The organism is Candidatus Binatota bacterium (assembly GCA_012960245.1).
Taxonomy (GTDB): Bacteria; Desulfobacterota; Binatia; order UBA1149; family UBA1149; genus UBA1149.
In genome coordinates, this window is sequence record DUBO01000012.1 from 98911 (window position 1) to 115418 (window position 16508).

Annotated in this window: 16 protein-coding genes; 15 read left to right on the forward strand and 1 reads right to left on the reverse strand. The window is 64.0% G+C overall.

From position 1 onward, the window contains the following. Positions 1 to 12: 12 nt before the first annotated feature. The 12 genes from EYQ35_01870 to EYQ35_01925 are packed head-to-tail and all read left to right on the forward strand — an operon-like array spanning position 13 to position 11930. The gene (locus EYQ35_01870) at positions 13 to 1128 is read left to right on the forward strand and encodes a lipid-A-disaccharide synthase (GenBank protein ID HIF62889.1); all 1116 of its coding nucleotides are present in this window, start codon (positions 13 to 15) and stop codon (positions 1126 to 1128) included. Further along, positions 1125 to 2882: an ATP-binding cassette domain-containing protein gene (locus EYQ35_01875; GenBank protein ID HIF62890.1), complete on the forward strand. Its 1758-nt coding sequence runs from the start codon at positions 1125 to 1127 to the stop codon at positions 2880 to 2882. Before EYQ35_01870 ends, EYQ35_01875 begins: the two co-directional genes overlap by 4 nt. A 21-nt stretch (positions 2883 to 2903) precedes the next feature. Beyond that, positions 2904 to 3608 carry a DUF374 domain-containing protein gene (locus tag EYQ35_01880; protein HIF62891.1) on the forward strand — a complete coding sequence of 235 codons (705 nt, stop codon included), beginning with the start codon at positions 2904 to 2906 and terminating at the stop codon, positions 3606 to 3608. Then, the gene (locus EYQ35_01885; protein HIF62892.1) at positions 3608 to 4915 is read left to right on the forward strand and encodes a hypothetical protein; all 1308 of its coding nucleotides are present in this window, start codon (positions 3608 to 3610) and stop codon (positions 4913 to 4915) included. Before EYQ35_01880 ends, EYQ35_01885 begins: the two co-directional genes overlap by 1 nt. Next, a complete protein-coding gene (gene lpxK / locus EYQ35_01890; protein ID HIF62893.1) occupies positions 4912 to 6006 on the forward strand; it encodes a tetraacyldisaccharide 4'-kinase in 1095 nt (364 codons plus the stop codon). The genes EYQ35_01885 and lpxK overlap by 4 nt, the downstream gene beginning before the upstream one ends. After that, positions 6003 to 6971 carry an NAD-dependent epimerase/dehydratase family protein gene (locus tag EYQ35_01895; protein HIF62894.1) on the forward strand — a complete coding sequence of 323 codons (969 nt, stop codon included), beginning with the start codon at positions 6003 to 6005 and terminating at the stop codon, positions 6969 to 6971. The genes lpxK and EYQ35_01895 overlap by 4 nt, the downstream gene beginning before the upstream one ends. Next, positions 6968 to 7135, forward strand: coding sequence for a Trm112 family protein (locus EYQ35_01900; GenBank protein HIF62895.1), 168 nt, complete (start codon positions 6968 to 6970; stop codon positions 7133 to 7135). The genes EYQ35_01895 and EYQ35_01900 overlap by 4 nt, the downstream gene beginning before the upstream one ends. A gap of 18 nt (positions 7136 to 7153) precedes the next feature. Then, positions 7154 to 7876 carry a hypothetical protein gene (locus EYQ35_01905; GenBank protein ID HIF62896.1) on the forward strand — a complete coding sequence of 241 codons (723 nt, stop codon included), beginning with the start codon at positions 7154 to 7156 and terminating at the stop codon, positions 7874 to 7876. A gap of 9 nt (positions 7877 to 7885) precedes the next feature. Beyond that, positions 7886 to 8758 carry a YicC family protein gene (locus EYQ35_01910; GenBank protein HIF62897.1) on the forward strand — a complete coding sequence of 291 codons (873 nt, stop codon included), beginning with the start codon at positions 7886 to 7888 and terminating at the stop codon, positions 8756 to 8758. Between the two features lie 6 nt (positions 8759 to 8764). Next, positions 8765 to 9385 carry a guanylate kinase gene (locus EYQ35_01915; protein ID HIF62898.1) on the forward strand — a complete coding sequence of 207 codons (621 nt, stop codon included), beginning with the start codon at positions 8765 to 8767 and terminating at the stop codon, positions 9383 to 9385. After that, positions 9382 to 11517, forward strand: coding sequence for a bifunctional (p)ppGpp synthetase/guanosine-3',5'-bis(diphosphate) 3'-pyrophosphohydrolase (locus EYQ35_01920; GenBank protein HIF62899.1), 2136 nt, complete (start codon positions 9382 to 9384; stop codon positions 11515 to 11517). Before EYQ35_01915 ends, EYQ35_01920 begins: the two co-directional genes overlap by 4 nt. Before the next feature lie 26 nt (positions 11518 to 11543). Next, on the forward strand, positions 11544 to 11930 hold the full coding sequence (locus EYQ35_01925) for a reactive intermediate/imine deaminase (protein HIF62900.1): 387 nt from the start codon (positions 11544 to 11546) through the stop codon (positions 11928 to 11930). Positions 11931 to 11947: 17 nt separating this feature from the next. Here the strand turns inward: EYQ35_01925 and rpmB are convergent, their stop codons facing one another. Then, positions 11948 to 12139 (reverse strand): 50S ribosomal protein L28, encoded by a 192-nt coding sequence (gene rpmB / locus EYQ35_01930; GenBank protein ID HIF62901.1) that lies wholly within the window; start codon positions 12137 to 12139, stop codon positions 11948 to 11950. Positions 12140 to 12254: 115 nt separating this feature from the next. On the opposite strand from rpmB, the gene EYQ35_01935 reads away from it, so the two are divergent. Genes EYQ35_01935 through miaA form a run of 3 tightly spaced genes read left to right on the forward strand, consistent with a single transcriptional unit; the run spans position 12255 to position 16444 of the window. Further along, on the forward strand, positions 12255 to 13652 hold the full coding sequence (locus EYQ35_01935; GenBank protein ID HIF62902.1) for a glucose-6-phosphate isomerase: 1398 nt from the start codon (positions 12255 to 12257) through the stop codon (positions 13650 to 13652). After that, positions 13639 to 15480, forward strand: a complete 1842-nt coding sequence (mutL, locus tag EYQ35_01940; protein HIF62903.1) for a DNA mismatch repair endonuclease MutL — start codon at positions 13639 to 13641, stop codon at positions 15478 to 15480. The genes EYQ35_01935 and mutL overlap by 14 nt, the downstream gene beginning before the upstream one ends. Continuing rightward, the gene (miaA, locus tag EYQ35_01945; protein HIF62904.1) at positions 15470 to 16444 is read left to right on the forward strand and encodes a tRNA (adenosine(37)-N6)-dimethylallyltransferase MiaA; all 975 of its coding nucleotides are present in this window, start codon (positions 15470 to 15472) and stop codon (positions 16442 to 16444) included. Before mutL ends, miaA begins: the two co-directional genes overlap by 11 nt. Positions 16445 to 16508 lie beyond the last annotated feature (64 nt).

Below are 16508 nucleotides of genomic sequence, written 5' to 3' on the forward strand. Positions count from 1 at the left end.
GCGGGCTCCAGGGTGATGATCGTGGCGGGCGAGGCGTCGGGCGACGCGCAGGCCGCGCGGCTGGTCGCGGCCATGGCCGCTGCCGATAGCTCGTTGCGGTTTTACGGCGTGGCGGGAGAGCAGATGAAGGCCGCCGGCGTCGAAGCGCTGGCGCGCACTTCGGAGCTCTCGATAATGGGCCTGGGTGAGGTGCTGAGCGGACTGCGCCGCGTGCTAGGTACCTGGCGCAAGCTCAAGAAAGAACTCGTCGGCGACGACAAGCCCGATCTGCTCGTGCTCGTTGATTTTCCCGACTTCAACCTTCGCCTCGCGCGCGTCGCCGCCCGCAACCAGGTGCCGGTGTTCTACTACGTCAGTCCCCAGGTATGGGCGTGGCGAAAACGGCGTATCAGGAGCATAGCCCGGCGCGTGGATCGCATGGTGGTCTTGTTTCCCTTCGAGGTGGAGCTCTACGCCGAGGTGGGGTTGGATGCCCGCTACGTTGGCCACCCGCTGGCAGAAACCGTAAAGGCTGACCGCGACCGAAAACAGACCCGCGAGCGTTATGGCCTCTCCACCGACAAGCGGCTCGTGGCCCTGCTGCCCGGCAGCCGCGTGAAAGAAGTCGAGGAACTGCTGCCGGTCATGCTGGAGGCCGCCCGCGGCCTGTCGGACAAGGCCGAATTTGTTGTAGCCCGCGCGCCCGGGTTGCCCGCGGAGCTGCTGGAATCGCTGCTGGCGCAGAGTGGGCTTGATGTGCCCATGGTAGAAGGGGATACCTACAACCTCGTGGCGGCGGCCGACGCGGTCGCACTTTCTTCAGGGACGGCGACCGTCGAGTGCGCCGTGCTGGGTTGTCCGATGGTAGTCATGTACCGAGTGACCCGTTTTACCTACGCGATCGTTAAGAGGCTCATCAAGGTGCCGTGGATAGCCATGCCTAACATACTGCTTGATCGCGAGGCTGTACCCGAGCTGGTGCAGGGGCAGGCCACGGCCGAAGCGCTGGCCGCAAGGCTCCGCCCGTTGCTCGAGGAGGGCCAGCTGCGCAGCGACATGAAAAGAGACCTCGCGCGCGTGAGTGACATGCTGGTCAAACCCGGGGCGGCCGGCCGGGCGGCGGCATTGGCAGTGGAGATGATAGCGTGATCGAGCGCTCCGAGTCCCTGCGCGTGGGCCGACGCATGCTCGCCTGGGTGCGGCCCTACGTCTGGCCGTGGTTCGCGGGCGCGCTTCTCTGCATGGTGGCCTACAGCGCCACATCGGGGCTGGTGCCGTGGCTGGTGCGCAGCCTCATCGACGACGTGCTCGCCGCGGGCGACCTCGAGGCGCTGGCCATGCTGCCGCCTATCATAGTTTCGGTTTTCCTGGCGCGCGGCCTGCTCAACTACGGACAGTCCTACCTGGGCGAGTACGTCGGCCAGCACATCACGCGCGACATCCGCAACCTGCTCAACCGGCGTATTCAGCGCTTGCCGCTGTCTTACTTTGACAACGCGCAGACGGCGTCCCTGCTGTCGAGGGTCACCACCGACGTGCTGCTGGTCCGGCAGGCGCTGACCGACGGTGTCGCGGCACTGCTGCGCGACAGCACCACCGTGATCGTGCTGCTGGGCGTGGCATTTTACCTTGATTTTGAACTGGCCGTCATCTCGTTCCTGGTCTTTCCGGCCGTGGTGGTGCCACTGCAGAGGCTTTCTCGTCGGCTGCGTCGCTTGAGCCAGGACAGCCTCGACAAGCTCGGAGGCCTTTCGTCGCTGCTGCAGGAGGCCATACAGGGCAACCGGGTGGTCAAGGCTTTCGGCATGGAGGACTACGAGCAGGAGCGCTTCAACGAGGAGAACAGCCGCCTGCTCAGGCTTTACATGAAGGCCGCGCGCATTAAGGCAATCACCGCGCCGATGATGGAAGTAGCTGCCGCGTTCTCGATCGCGGCGGTGTTGTGGCTGGGCGGCAGCTCGGTGATAGGCGGCGGCAGGACGGCCGGAGGTTTCATGGCCTTCATAAGTGCCCTGGCGCTTCTCTACGATCCTTTTAAGAAAGTCGTGCGAACCAACAACACCGTGCAGGTGGGCCTGGGCGCGGCGCTTCGTATCTTTGAACTACTCGACCTCGCGCCCGAAGACCAAGGGAGCGGCGGCGGTGAGAAGATCACCGCGATTGGCAGCGGCGTGCGTTTCGAGGGGGTGTGTTTCTCTTACGACGGCAGGGCCGACGTGCTCGAGGATATCGACCTCGAGATAGCCGCCGGCGAGATGGTGGCCCTCGTGGGTCCCAGCGGTGGAGGTAAGAGCACCATCGCCGACCTGATCCCTAGGTTCTATAATGTCGACCGCGGCCGCGTGACCCTGGACGGTCGGAACATAGCTGACTTGGAACTCGAGTCGTTGAGGTCGTTGATCTCCGTGGTCACCCAGTCGACCTTCCTGTTCAACGATACGCTGGCAAACAACATCGCCTACGGGCACCCCGAGCGCGACCACGGGGAGGTCGAAAGCGCGGCCGTTGCCGCCAACGCGCACGAATTCATTTCAAGTTTGCCCCAGGGCTACGACACCGTGACCGGCGAGATGGGAGTGCAGTTGTCGGGGGGCGAGCGGCAACGCGTTGCTATAGCCCGGGCGCTGCTTAAGGACGCGCCGCTGCTCATACTCGACGAAGCCACGAGCGCTCTCGACACGCAGTCCGAAAGGCTGGTGCAGGAAGCCCTCGAGCACCTGGTTGAGGGCCGGACCACCTTGGTCATTGCCCACAGGTTGTCTACCGTGAGAAGAGCCGATCGCATAGCCGTGGTGGCGGGCGGGCGCATAGTGGAGATCGGTACTCACGAGGAACTGCTTGAGCGCGGACAACTCTACAAGAAGCTCCACGACATGCAGTTTGAGGACCGTCCGGCTGCCTGAGCGGTGGCTGGGTATTGAGGCGTGGCCGGTGGCGGGGGCAGGTTGTGGAGGCGGATGCGGCGCAACCGGCGCTTTGCGGACCTCGAGATCGCCATTGCCGGAACCCTTGCCGGTTTGCTGCTGCGTTTTCTTACTTTCACCTGCCGCGTCACCTTCGAAGGATTCGACGACCTCGAGCGCAGGTGGGCCGAGCGTAGTCCCGTCGTTCTCGCCTGCTGGCACGGGCGCTCGTTGATGTTGCCCTTTGTCTACAGTGACCGACAGTTGGGCGTAATGAACAGCGCTCACCGAGACGGCGCTATCATAGCGCGCGTGCTCGAGGGGCTGGGCCTCACGGTTACCCGTGGCTCTTCGAGCCGCCGGGGCGTGGCCGGGCTGCTGGGCCTGTACCGGCTCATGCATAAGGGCGTCGATGTGGCGCTCGTTCCAGACGGCCCTCGGGGGCCGGCGGGCGTGGTCAAACCGGGAGTAATAGTCCTGGCGCGCGACGGTGGCCGGCCACTCGTGGGCTTGTCGTGGAGCGCGAGCCGGGTGTTTCGCCTCGCGAGCTGGGATCGCATGATGGTGCCGGCGCCGTTCAGCCGCGTGCTGGTGGTGGCCGCCCGGGAGCTCGAACTCGAGCCCGAAGGTGACAACGAACGGGATTGCCGAGAGCTCGAGGCCAGGCTCAAAGCGATCACCCGCCGCGCAGACCAGGCCGTGGGTCGTGCACCCGAGGACTGTTGATGGTGGAGAGAGGCAAGCCTGTGCAGCCTGGGGCGGGAGTAAACCCGGCGGCGGCCTGGTTTGCCCGCCGCGTGTACTCGCTGCTGGCCGGCCTGGTAGTAATGCTGGCGAGGGTTTACCGGCGTACGGCAGGCGAGGGGACGCGCCGGCGCGAAGAGATCGTTGGCAGGCTTGCCGGCTGGACCGGGGACGTCGGGCTGCTTGCTGACTTGAATGGGTGCACCTGGGTACACGCTGCTTCGGTGGGGGAGGTGCAGCTGGCCAGGCCGCTGCTGGCGCGCCTGGCCGAGGCTCGCCCCGATCTCCCGCTGCTGCTGACCTGTAACACCGCGACCGGCTTGCAGCTGGCCGTGAAGTCGTCGGCGACGTCGGCGAGGTTTTTTCCTTTCGACTCATCGCCGATCATGGCGCGCGTACTTGATGCCCTGAAGCCTTCGCTGTTCGTCTTTGTCGAGACCGAGATCTGGCCTTGCCTGCTCAACGAGTTGGCCCACAGGAAGATACCCAGTGTCATGGTCAACGCGCGCGTGTCTAAAGTTAGTTTTCCTCGCTACCGGCGGGTGCGCTGGCTGGTGGGACCCGCACTGGCAGGCGTAAACGCTGTGCTCGCCCGCGATCGCAAAAGTGCCGACAGGCTGGGCACCCTAGGGGCCGTCGCCGTGACGGTAGTGGGCGACCTCAAGCACGACGGCCTGGCCGCTGCCGAAGTCACAGCGACTCCCAACCTGCTCGCGGCCGCTGAAGGCTCCTTGCCGGTGCTGGTCGCCGCCTCTACCCGTGAGGGCGAGGAAGAACTGGTGTTGGCCGCGTTCGAAGGCCTGCGCGATCGTGCGCGGCTGGTTGTGGCGCCTCGCCATTCCGAGAGGACCGCCGAGGTAGAGGGCCTGCTCGTCCGGCGAGGAATGCGCTACAAGCTGCTGGGGGAGGGCGACACGGCCGGTGACTGGGAGGTGCTGGTCATCGACACCGTGGGCAAGCTGCGAGGGTTTTTTGCTGCCGCGCGCGCCGTGTTCGTGGGCGGCAGCCTGGTAGATAAGGGCGGGCACAATCTTCTCGAACCCGCGGCTTATGCGACCGCCGTCTGCGCAGGGTCCCACCTGGACAATGTTCAGGACCAATCGGCGGCGCTGCTGGCTGGAGGTGGCATAGAGCTGGTGGCCGATACCGAGGCCCTCGCAGCGGTGTGGAACGACTGGGTGGATGATGAGAACAAGGCCGCACAGGTTGGTGAGGCTGCCCGCGACGTGGTCCGGAGCAGCGGCGGTGCGCTCGACGCCACGATGGCCGTACTGGAGGGCTTGTTGTGAGCGCAGCCAGGGGGCGGCCCGCCTTGTTGGCGAGCTTGTGGTACTCGCCGGCACCGGCCTGGCGCCTGGCCCGCCTGCTGCTCGCGCCCCTGTCCCTGCTGTACTGGCTCGTGCTGTACCTGCGCAACGCCGCCTGGGACTCCGGATTGTTGCGCGTCCGGAGCGTGGGGTTACCGGTGTTGTGCGTGGGCAACATCAATTCGGGCGGAACCGGCAAGACACCGCTAGTGATCTGGTTGGTCAATTCGTTGAAAAAGCGTGGCTACACTGCTTCCGTTGTCAGTCGTGGCTACGGGGCCAGCGGCGATGTTGATCGCGTGGACGCCGCCCGGTCCGGGGCGGGCTCCAATCGATCTGCCGACGAGGCAGTGCTCGTGGCTCGTCGTTGCGACTGCACGGTGGTGACCGCTGCAGACCGGTTGGCGGCTTGTCGTCTTGCCGAGCGGGAAGCCGGCGTCGACCTGTTGATTCTCGACGATGGCTTTCAGCACCGGCGGCTCGCTCGCGACCTTGATCTCGTGTTGCTTGCCGTGGGCGACCGGGATGCGCGATTACTTCCGCGCGGTCCGCTGCGCGAACCTGCTTCGGCGTTGCGCAGGGCTGACATCATTGTCGAAAACGCTGGCGGAGAGAGTGGCCCGATGGTGTCCCGGCGGGCAGTGGGGCTCGTGGACAGGGTATCGAGCGACGCCGAGCCGGGTTCGCTCGAGCGGTTGCGCGGGCAGCGCGTGGTGGTGATCTGTGGCATTGCGGCGCCGGCCGCTTTCGTTGACATGCTGGGCTCCTGCGCTGCGTTGGTAGAAGAGGTCTACGCCTTTGCCGATCACCACGACTACGAGCCGGGCGACCTCGATCCCCTGCGCGCGGCGCAGCGAAACGGCGCCCTGCTGCTGACGACGGAAAAAGACCTCGTCAAGCTCGAAGCTTTCGTCGACGATGGGTTCAGCCCGCTGGCGCTCAGGCTCGGGCTGGAAGTAGAAGGCGGCCCCGCGTTGCTCGACGCGGTAGTGGATGCACTTGACCTGAAAGCGCGTGGGCCGCATCATCAGCGGTCTGGCGCGCCCCGGGGCGACGCGGGAATCAATAAATGAAGGCCTTGGTGACCGGTGCTGCGGGGTTTGTTGGCTCCTCTTTAAGCGATGCTTTGCTCGAGGCTGGCCACGAGGTGACGGGTGTCGACTGCTTTATCGACTACTACGCCCGTGCCCTCAAGGAAGACAATCTAGAGAAGGCCAGGCTGTCGTCGTCGTACAACTTCGTCGAGGCGAGCCTGGTTGACGCGGAGCTCTCCGGGCTGCTCGAAGGGGTGGACTGGGTCTTTCACCAGGCTGCCCAGGCTGGCGTCAGGGCCAGCTGGGGCGCTGACTTCAGGATCTACAGCGACAACAACGTTTACGCTACGCAGCGATTGCTCGAAGCCTGCCTTGCGGCTTCGGTCTCCAAGCTGGTGTACGCCTCTTCGTCGTCGGTTTACGGCGACACGCGGGATCTTCCCATGACAGAGAGCAGCGCCACGCGTCCGGTGTCGCCCTACGGCGTGACCAAACTGGCGGGCGAGCACTTGGTGTCCCTGTACAGTGTTAACTATGGTTTGCCGACGGTGGCCTTGCGCTACTTCACAGTTTACGGGCCCCGCCAACGCCCCGACATGGCTTTCAACCGCTTTATTCGATCTACTCTTGAAGGTGGGGAGATCACGCTCTACGGTGACGGTGAGCAGTCGAGGGATTTTACTTTCGTGGACGACATCGTAGCCGCTAACATGGCGGCTGCCGCGGCGCCGGTTACGGGCGAGTTGCTCAACATAGGCGGCGGCTCGCGCATAACCGTCAACGAAGTGTTGGCCCTCATTGGCGATATCACCGGCCGCGAGCCCCAGGTGAAACGGCACGACAAGCAGAAAGGTGACGTCGTTCATACAGTAGCCGACACCAGCCGAGCGCTTGAGCTCATAGGCTACAAACCGGCCGTCGGCTTAAGAGAAGGTTTGAGCCGCGAGCGCGACTGGTTGCAGTCGCTCGACGCGGGGCTTATCGCGGCCATGGGGGCAGCATGAAAAACGATCCCGGTCTCCTCGACGTCCTGGCCTGCCCGTCCTGCAAGGGGCGCTTGCAGTATACCAGCGGCGAGAAACTTCTCTGCGACGCCTGCCGCCTCGTCTTTGACGTGAAAGACGGCGTGCCGGTTCTTCTCGTAGAAGAGGCGGAGCCGGCCGACTGAAGTGGGGGCTTTGTCCAGGTGGCCCTGAACCTTCCCGAAGGATACGAGGACCTCGACAGGGGTTCAGTAAGGGTGGTGGCTGCCCGTCTCGACCTGGAAGAAATGACCGGGTTGCTTTGCGGGGCTGACCGCGACGAGGCCGGCGAAGCCGTCAGCGGTGGTCGTGGCGGAACCCGGCGAGTGGTGTTGCCCGGTGGCCGAGCCGTTTACGTGCGCCACTACCTGCGCGGCGGCATGATGCGGTTTCTCAGCCGTGACCTTTACCTCGCCCGCCCGGCTCGGCCGTTGCGCGAGCTCGCGGTCACCCACTATGCCCGTGCATCGGGTTGTCCGGTGCCGCAGGTGCTGGCGGTCTGCGTGGAAGAGGCGGGGATGTTTTACAGGGGCTGGATGGTTACCGGTGAGCTGGAAGGGACCAGCTCCCTGTTCGATCTGTTTGCGAGCTCTGACGAGGCCGGTCAAAAAAGACTGCTGCGGGCCGCGGGCCTCGCGATCCGCAGCCTGCACGACGCGGGGGTCTATCACCCCGACCTCACAGGCCAGAATCTGCTTGTAGACCGGGACGGTGATGCCTGGGTCATTGATTTTGATCGCGCGTGGTTGGGCAGGCCCAACGTGACTCGTCATGCCGATGCGGCCCGCGATCGCTTCTGGCGTTCGATGGTCAAAATGTCGGCCCTCGCAGGCACGGCGCTTGACGGCGAACAGCGACGCTGGCTTGAGTGGGGCTACCGGGGGTAGGGTGTTGTCGTGAAGAGCATGACGGGATTTGGGACGGCCTCAGGCGTGGTCGAAGAAACAACCTTGCTGGTCGAAATACGTTCGGTCAATCAGCGCAACCTGGACGTCAAGGTATCGCTACCGCGCGAGTACGGACGCTGGGAGAGTGAGTTTCGCCGCACGGTGGGGGCGATTGTAGAACGCGGTCGCGTTGAGCTGTACATCGGACGCAACTCTCAGCAGGGCCCGGGCTCGGTCAAGGTCAACAGCAGGGCGGCGCAGGCGTGGATCAAGGCATGGAGGTCGCTGCAGAAGGAGTTTGGACTGCAAGGAGAGCTAGAGCTTTCCCTGCTGCAGGGCAGGAGCGATATTTTCGTGGTAAGCGAGCGCGCTTCGGTGGCAGCCGAGGAGCTGGCCGTCGTTCGCGGGCTGCTCGATAAGGCGCTGCAGGCCCACCTCCGTGATCGCAAGCGCGAGGGGGGATACTTGAAAAAGGATATGCTGGGCCGCCTGCGCGTGCTGGGCAAGACCGCGGGGGGGCTTGAGAAGATATGCCGGGGTATGGCCGGCCGGCTACGAACCAGGCTGGAAAGCCGCGTGGCTGACCTTCTCGGATCGGGACGGATCGACGAGGCCCGCCTGGCCCAGGAGGTAGCGCTTTTGGCCGACCGCACCGACGTGACCGAAGAACTCGTCCGACTCGACAGCCACGTGGACGCCTTGGTGGAACTCACCCGCGTGCAGGGGCCCATTGGCAAGAGGTTCGACTTCCTCCTGCAGGAAGTAGGCAGGGAATTGAACACGATTTCGTCCAAGGTGGGGGAGCTGGCCGTGAAAAATCTGGTGCTCGACGGTAAGGTCGAGATGGAGCGGCTGCGAGAGCAGGTGCAGAACGTGGAGTAAGCGGCAGTGAGTGGCAGGCTTTTTATCTTTTCGGGGCCGTCGGGTTCTGGCAAATCTACCATATGCGCGGGCTTACTCGATACCTTTGCCGATCTTGAAATCTCGCTTTCAACCACCACCCGGCCACCGCGTGAGGGCGAAACCGATGGCGTGGAATACCTGTTTGTCGACGACGTCGAGTTTGACCGCATGGTCAAGGAGGGGTTGTTTGCCGAATGGGCCACCGTTCACCGTCATCGTTACGGCACTTCGCTGGCGGCAGTAGAAGCCGCCCTTGGCGAAGGCAACAAGCTTCTTCTCGATGTCGATGTGCAGGGCGCAGCGGCGATCCGGAAGCTGTACCCCGATGCCGTGGCTACCTTCCTGCTGCCACCTTCGCGGGAAGTGCTGGCCGCCCGCCTGGCCGCACGCGGTACCGACAGCGATGAAGTCATAGGCCACCGCCTGGCTGAAGTGGCTGCCGAATTAGCCAGGGTGGCCGACTACGACCACTGCGTGGTCAACGACGATCTCGAAGTTGCCAAGGCTGCCTGCGCCGACATAGTACGCGGTTCCAGCAGCCGGGTGACCAGTCCCTTGGAGGGCCCTGCAAGGGCGGTGCTGGATTCTTTTGAGGAAAAGGATTGAGCCTCGGCGACCTACTCAGCAAGACCCGGGAATACCTGTCCGAAGACGATGTCTCGCTGGTGTCGAAGGCCTACGACTTTTCGGCCGAGGTTCACGCGGGTCAACTTCGCCAATCGGGTGAGCCCTACCTGATCCACCCCCTGGCCGTGGCCCTGCTGCTCGCTGACCTCAGGCTCGATGTCGACTCGGTGGTCACCGGGCTGCTCCACGACACAGTGGAAGACACCCTGGCTACCACCGAGCAGATCGAGGAACGTTTCGGCCCCGAGGTCGCGGGGCTGGTCGACGGGGTGACCAAGATCAGCCTGTTGGAAACCGAAGACAGCGAGACGCTGGAGGCCGAAAACCAGCGCAAGGTTGTTTTGGCCGCGGCCCGCGACGTGCGCGTGTTGCTGGTAAAGTTGGCCGACAGGGCCCACAACCTGCGCACCATAAAACACCTGGCACCGGAAAAGCAGCAACGGATCGCCCGCGAGACGCTCGATCTCTATGCCCCACTGGCGCATCGCCTGGGCATCAACTGGCTCAAGACCGAGCTCGAAGACTCCTGTTTTCGTGTGCTTTACGCCGAAGAGCACCGCGCACTGCGTGACAGGCTTTCGCTCAACCGGCTGGAGCGGGAGGGCTACATGAGCGAAGTCTGTAATCTGCTGACCAAGCGCCTGGGTGATGGTGGCCTGGAGGCCGAGGTGGGCGGGCGCACCAAGAGCGCCTACTCAGTGTTCTGCAAGATGAAAGACCAGGGCCTCGACTACGACGAAGTGCATGACGTGGTGGCCTTTCGTGTCGTGGTGGACAGTAGAAACGAGTGTTACGAAGCGCTGGGCATCATGCACGCTTACTGGCGGCCGGTGCCCGGGCGTTTCAGGGATTACGTGGCGCTGCCCAAGGCCAACATGTACCAGTCGCTGCACACCACGGTGATCGGCCCCTACGGCGAGCGCATGGAGATACAGGTGCGCACAGGAGAAATGCACCGCATTGCCGAGCACGGCATCGCCGCGCACTGGCGCTACAAGTCGAGGGACGACCAGGGAACCGACGAAGACGAACGCCTTGAATGGCTGCGGCAGGTCCTCGAGTGGCAGAAGGTCGACGACCCCCGCGAGTTTATCGACACCATCAAAGCCGACGTCACGGCCGAGGACGTTTATGTCTTTACGCCCAAGGGCGACACGGTGTCCCTGCCGTTGGGCGCGACCGTAGTGGATTTTGCCTACAGTATTCACACTGACATCGGCAACCACTGCGCCGGCGCGCGCGTGAACGGGCGCCTGGTGCCCATCAAGTACCGCCTCGAGCAGGGCGACTCCGTCGAAATTCTCACGACCGAGCAACTCGCGCCGTCGCGGGACTGGCTCAAGTTTGTCGTCAGTCACCACGCCCGCGAACGGGTGCTGAGTGTGCTCAAGCAGGAGGAGCAAACGAGAGCGATCGCCCTGGGGCGCGCCATAGTGGAACGCGACCTCAAGGTAGAAAGCCTGGATCTCGCCCGTCTTCACCGCGAGGGACGAATGGCTGACCTGCTGAAGAAGTTCCGCAAGGCCGACGAGGACGAGCTCCTCGAATCGGTTGGTCTCGGTCGGGTCACGGTCGCCCAGGTACTCGATCACCTATTGCCTGATCGCGCTGCCAAGGCTGGGCCGCGCAGGCGTTTAAGGAGAATATTCGGATTGCTGGCCCGCCAGTCTAAAACCGGGGTCACCGTGCGCGGCGAAGAAGGCGCGGTCGTTCGCTTCGGCAAGTGCTGCCAGCCGCTGCCAGGAGATTCGATAGTCGGCTTCCTGACCAAGGGCAGGGGCATTACCGTCCACTCGCTGGACTGCCAGCGCCTGGCAGATTCGGATTCGCGCCGGCACGTGGAGGTGACCTGGGAGAAAGGCGCCCGTGCCCTGAGGAAGGTGAAGCTCGAGGTCGATTCGAGTGACAGGCCCGGTCTGCTGGCGGGAATGAGCCAGGCCATAACCGCGGCGGGGGTTAATATCGAACGAGCGCAGGTGCGCAGCATCGGAGATAATCGGGCCACCAACGTATTTGAACTGATGCTGGGGCACGTCGACGAACTCAAGCGCGTTTCGAGCAACCTACGAAGGGTTCCCGGTGTGCGTGACGTTCGTCGTATAAGAGCTTGAGCTTGCAGCGGCGGGGATAGTAAACGGTGAGTGGCGAAAGAAAAGAAATATCGGTAGCGGGGGCACCCCGGGCCATAGGCCCCTACAGCCAGGCCGTAGAAGTGGGCGACCTGTTGTTCTGCTCGGGGCAGATTCCCCTGGACCCGGCTAGCGGGGAACTGGTAGGCGGTGATTTTGCCTGCCAGGTGCGTAGGGCCCTCGACAACCTGGGCGCAGTGCTGGCCGGGGCCGGCATGGATTTTACAAACCTGGTCAAGGTCAACGTTTCGCTGGTCGAGCTCTCGCGCTTTGCAGAGTTCAACGCGATCTACGAATCCTGTCTCGGAGATGCCCGGCCGGCGCGGGCGGTCGTGGGAGTGGCGACTCTGCCGCGAGGCGCGGCCGTGGAACTGGAGGCAGTAGCTTCTCGCTGACCGGGAGTTGGCAGCAGTCAGGCCGCTTTTACGACTTTTCCGCTGCGTATGCAGCGAGTGCAGGCCTTGATGGTCTTCTTGGTCCCACTTTCAACCACGTGAACCTTCTGCAGGTTGGGCTGCCAGGTCCGCCTGTGCTTGTTGTGGGCGTGGGAAACCGTGTTGCCCACCCCTCGGCGTTTTCCGCATATGTCACAAACCCTGGCCATCTATACTCTCCCGCTGTCGGTTGAATCGCGCGATAAGTAGCACGCGCCCCTTGCCGGGGCAAAAGCCGGGCGGCTCTCTATTGTAAATCCGTCAATCGAGTGGTATCCGGCGCCGATGGGTTCAACCACCCAGGTGACACTGGATGTCAACGGTTTCTTCGACCACATGGTCGGAGAATACGGCCTATCCAAGGCTGACCTGGACACGCTTGCGCCTCGCGTGGTGGAGGTTCTCAAGACCCTTTCCCGCGATCGCAAGGAGGGGAGGCTGCCGTTTTACGGCCTTCCCTACGACGACCAGGCGATCCGCGGCATCGAAGCCCTGGCTGCTGAACTGCGCTCGGAGTTCGATACCCTGGTGGTCCTGGGCATAGGCGGCTCAGCCCTGGGCACCCGCGCTGTGCTTGATGCGGTCGCCCCGGCCGACCGCGCTGCCGACGGCCTCGACGTGCTCGTGCTTGATAACATCGACCCGCTGTCGCTTTCCACGGTGCTCGACGGTCTGAAACTCAAGCGCACGGTGTTCAACGTCATCTCCAAGTCCGGTTCCACGGTTGAAACCATGTCTCAGTTCATGGTCGTGCGCGAGAGGCTCGAGCAGCGCCTGGGTAAATCGTCGCTGTCGACGCACTTTGTTTTTACAACCGACCCCGAAGAAGGATTGCTACGTCGAATTGCCAGCGAACAGAAGGTACGTAGCCTGCCTGTTCCCGAGGGAGTCGGCGGACGCTTTTCGGTGCTGTCAGCCGTTGGCCTCTTACCGGTGGCGGCTGCCGGCATAGACATAAGAGCGCTCTGCCACGGGGCTCGCACTGCCGACCTGCGCGCGAGTGTTCTCGACGTGTTCAGCAACCCGGCTGCCCTGCACGCGGCGCTGCTTTTTCTTGCCCGCCAACAGCATGGCGCCTCGGTGCACGTACTTATGCCTTACAGCGATCGCTTGATGGGCCTGGCCGAATGGTATGGGCAACTGTGGGCCGAAAGTCTCGGTAAGCGCGTTGATCTCGCCGGGCGCGAGGTGATGACCGGGCAGACGCCGGTGCGCGCGCTGGGGGCCACCGATCAGCATTCGCAGGTACAGCTCTACGTGGAAGGTCCCCGTGACAAGGTGGTGACTTTTTTCAGGATCGAAGATCACGGTTGCGAGTTGCGCATTCCCGGCGGCTACGAGGGTGTCGAGGAGCTGGAGTATCTTTCCGGGCACGACCTGGGCGAATTGCTCAACATGGAACAGCGGGCTACCGAACTTGCGCTGTGCGAAGCCGGCAGGCTCAACAGCAGCATCGTCCTGGCTGGGCTGGGTCCTGTTGAGCTTGGCGAACTGTTTCACATGTTCGAAGTCCAGACCCTGGTCATGGGGGGCTTGCTGGGTATCGACCCGCTGGATCAGCCCGGCGTTGAAGCGGGCAAGGACCTGACCCGCGCGCTGGCCGGTCGCCGCGGCAGCGAAGCAGGCGCGGAGCGCGTACGACAATTGCTAGATCGCAAGAGAGGCGAGTTTGTCCTCGCCTGACAAGGGGCCTGTTCGCGGCGGCCCGTGGGCGGGCGGCATAGCCCTGCTCGACGAGGGCGTGATCTCAGGTATCGCCGCTGGTGAAGTGGTCGAGAGGCCCGCGTCGGTCGTAAAGGAGCTGGTCGAGAACGCTCTTGACGCCGGTGCCACCGTAGTCCACGTGGAGTACGACGACCGTGAAGACGGTCAACGGTTGCTGGTGAGGGACAACGGCTGTGGCATAGAACCTTCGCAGGTTGAGTTGGCGCTTACCCGCCACGCAACGAGCAAGATAAGCTCTCTGCTGGATCTTGAAAAAGTGGCCACCTTCGGCTTCAGGGGCGAGGCCCTGGCCAGCATTGCTGCCGTCGGGCGCGTAAGCCTGACCACGCGTACGGCCGGTCGAGACAGCGCCGTAAGGGTGATGGTGGATGGTGGCCGGGTTTCCGATCGCAGCGAGGCCGGGGCGGGGCCCGGGAGTTCTATCGAGGTGCGGGATCTCTTCTGGTCGGTGCCGGCGAGAAGAAAATTTCTCAAGAGTCGTGATACCGAGTTCCAGCAGGTGCTCGACACCGTCAGGCGCTTTGCCCTGCTGTCGCCCTCGGTCGGCTTCAGGATGTTGCGCAACGGCGCCGACAAGCTCGATTGCCCGGCAGTAAATTCTTCACTCGAGCGAATCCGGCAGGTACTCGGTGCCCAGGTAAGCGAGAAACTCGTGGCTGTAGAAGGTGGCTGGGAAGGCCTGGGCCTCGAAGGTTTCGTGAGCGCGGCGGGTGAATCCTGGGGTACGTCGAGGCACGTCCATCTTTTTGTCAACGGCCGCTGGGTGAAGGACAGGTTGCTCTTCAAAGCGGTGACCGAGGCCTACCGCGGCTACCTGCTCAAGGGGCGGTTTCCGGCGGTGGTCATCGAGTTGACCGTTGACCCTGCGGCGGTGGACGTGAACGTGCACCCCGCCAAAATGGAGTTGCGCTTCGGCGACCCCCAGGAAGTGCATCGCTTCGTTGTCGAATCCATACGCGTGGCCCTCAGGGGCGCCGATGCTCTGAGGGGAGTGGAACTCTCGCGCGGCAATCGTGTAGAGAGGGCCTGGAATGTGCCGGCGAGCGCGCCTTTGCCCGCCACGGTTGGTGAACCGCCACCCGGTTACGTCGAAGTCAACGAAGCTGCGCCCGCGCCCGTGCGGGAAATTGTAGAACAGGTCGCGCTTGAGATGCCCGGCGTCCAGCAGCAGGGCACGCTTTCGCACCTCGAGGTACTGGGGCAGGCGTTTGACGGTTACATCGTTTGCCAGTCAGCCGATACGCTGGTGCTCGTAGACCAGCACGCCGCCCACGAGCGCCTGCTTTACGAAAACCTTGTCGCCGATTGGAAGTCGGGCAACATCGAACTGCAGTCGCTGCTCTTGCCCGCCACCGTGAGTGTGGGGCCCGGTGGCGTAGCCGCGGTGACCCAGCGTTCGTCGGATCTATTGGCGGCGGGTTGGGAAATAGAGGCTTTCGGCGAAGAAGAAGTGATCGTGCGGTCTTTGCCTGCGTTGGCTTCTCACTGCGACATGCTGCCCCTGGTCGAGGGGCTGGTGGCGGATCTCGTGGAAACCGGCAGCACCGGAAAGCTCGACGCGCTGATCGAACGGGTTCTGGCCACTGTTGCCTGTCACTCGGCGGTGCGCGTCGGCACGCGCATGGACCTCGAGGCTGCGCGGGCCCTGCTCGAGCGCTGCTCGTCGGTGGCGTTTGTTTCGGCCTGTCCGCACGGCCGACCGGTTGCCCGCGAGATTCCGCGCTCGCGATTGGAGCGGATGTTTGGCCGTAGCGCTACGGGGCCGGCCAGCGGCCATGGCTGCTGAAGCCGACAGCGGGGCAGCGCCGCCGCCTGGCTCCGACGCTGTCGGGCTCGGCCTGGGCCTGCCCGACCGCGTACTGCTGGTCACCGGACCGACGGCCGCTGGAAAGACCGAGATCGCCATTGCCCTGGCCGAAGAACTCGACGCCGAGATAGTCAGCGCCGATTCTCGGCAGGTGTACCGCTACATGGACGTTGGTACGGCGAAACCCGATGCCCAACAGTTGTCGAGGGTGAAACACCACCTGGTCGACGTTGTCGATCCCGACCAGGCCTACGATCTCGCCGCATGGCGGCGGGCGGCCATCGCCGCCTTGGCCGATATCGCTTCGCGGGGCCGTCGAGCCATAGTCTGTGGTGGTACCGGGCTGTACCTGTCGCGACTGCTGGGCGGACTCGATGACGCGCCGGCTGCCGACGATCGCCTGAGGACACGCCTGCAGGCCGAGGAAGGAGCGAGCCCCGGCGTGCTGCACGAGCGCTTGCGGGCCGAGGATCCCGTGGCTGCCGAGCGGATTCATGCGAACGACACGCTGCGCCTGGTGCGGGCCCTCGAGCGCCTGGCTGCGGCTGGCGATCAGCAACAACCCGGCGGTGGCCCGGCCCTGCCGTCTCGCTCGCTGGTACTGGTGGTCGACCGTCCCCGCGAGCAGCTCTACGCGCTGATTGACAGCCGGGCCCGGGCGATGGTTTTCGGCGGCCTCCTCGACGAAATCCTGGCCCTGCGTGAGCGAGGCTACACGCCCGATTGCCGGGCCTTTGATTCGCTGGGCTACCGCCAGGCCTGGGCCTGCCTGGAGGGTAAGCTGGAAGCCGGGGAGTTGGAAGAACAACTCGCCCGGGCGACTCGCCAGTACGCAAAGCGGCAACTGACCTGGCTGCGGAACCAGCTGCCCGGGCAGTGGATCGACGCCGAACGCGGCGACGAGTTTTCAGACCTGGCACGGTGTTTTTTTGAGGCCGGCTGAAATCTTCTGCACGCGCGCCCCGGCCGGGTGCTGTTGTCGGGGCCGCTTCCTCTTGCAAAGCTCT

Excerpts from the sequence above, each read along its gene's own strand:
- rpmB (HIF62901.1), bottom strand. The coding sequence starts at position 12,139 with ATGGCCAGGGTTTGTGACATATGCGGAAAACGCCGAGGGGTGGGCAAC.
- EYQ35_01895 (HIF62894.1), top strand. The coding sequence starts at position 6,003 with ATGAAGGCCTTGGTGACCGGTGCTGCGGGGTTTGTTGGCTCCTCTTTA.
- EYQ35_01935 (HIF62902.1), top strand. The coding sequence starts at position 12,255 with ATGGGTTCAACCACCCAGGTGACACTGGATGTCAACGGTTTCTTCGAC.
- EYQ35_01900 (HIF62895.1), top strand. The coding sequence starts at position 6,968 with ATGAAAAACGATCCCGGTCTCCTCGACGTCCTGGCCTGCCCGTCCTGC.
- miaA (HIF62904.1), top strand. The coding sequence starts at position 15,470 with ATGGCTGCTGAAGCCGACAGCGGGGCAGCGCCGCCGCCTGGCTCCGAC.
- EYQ35_01885 (HIF62892.1), top strand. The coding sequence starts at position 3,608 with ATGGTGGAGAGAGGCAAGCCTGTGCAGCCTGGGGCGGGAGTAAACCCG.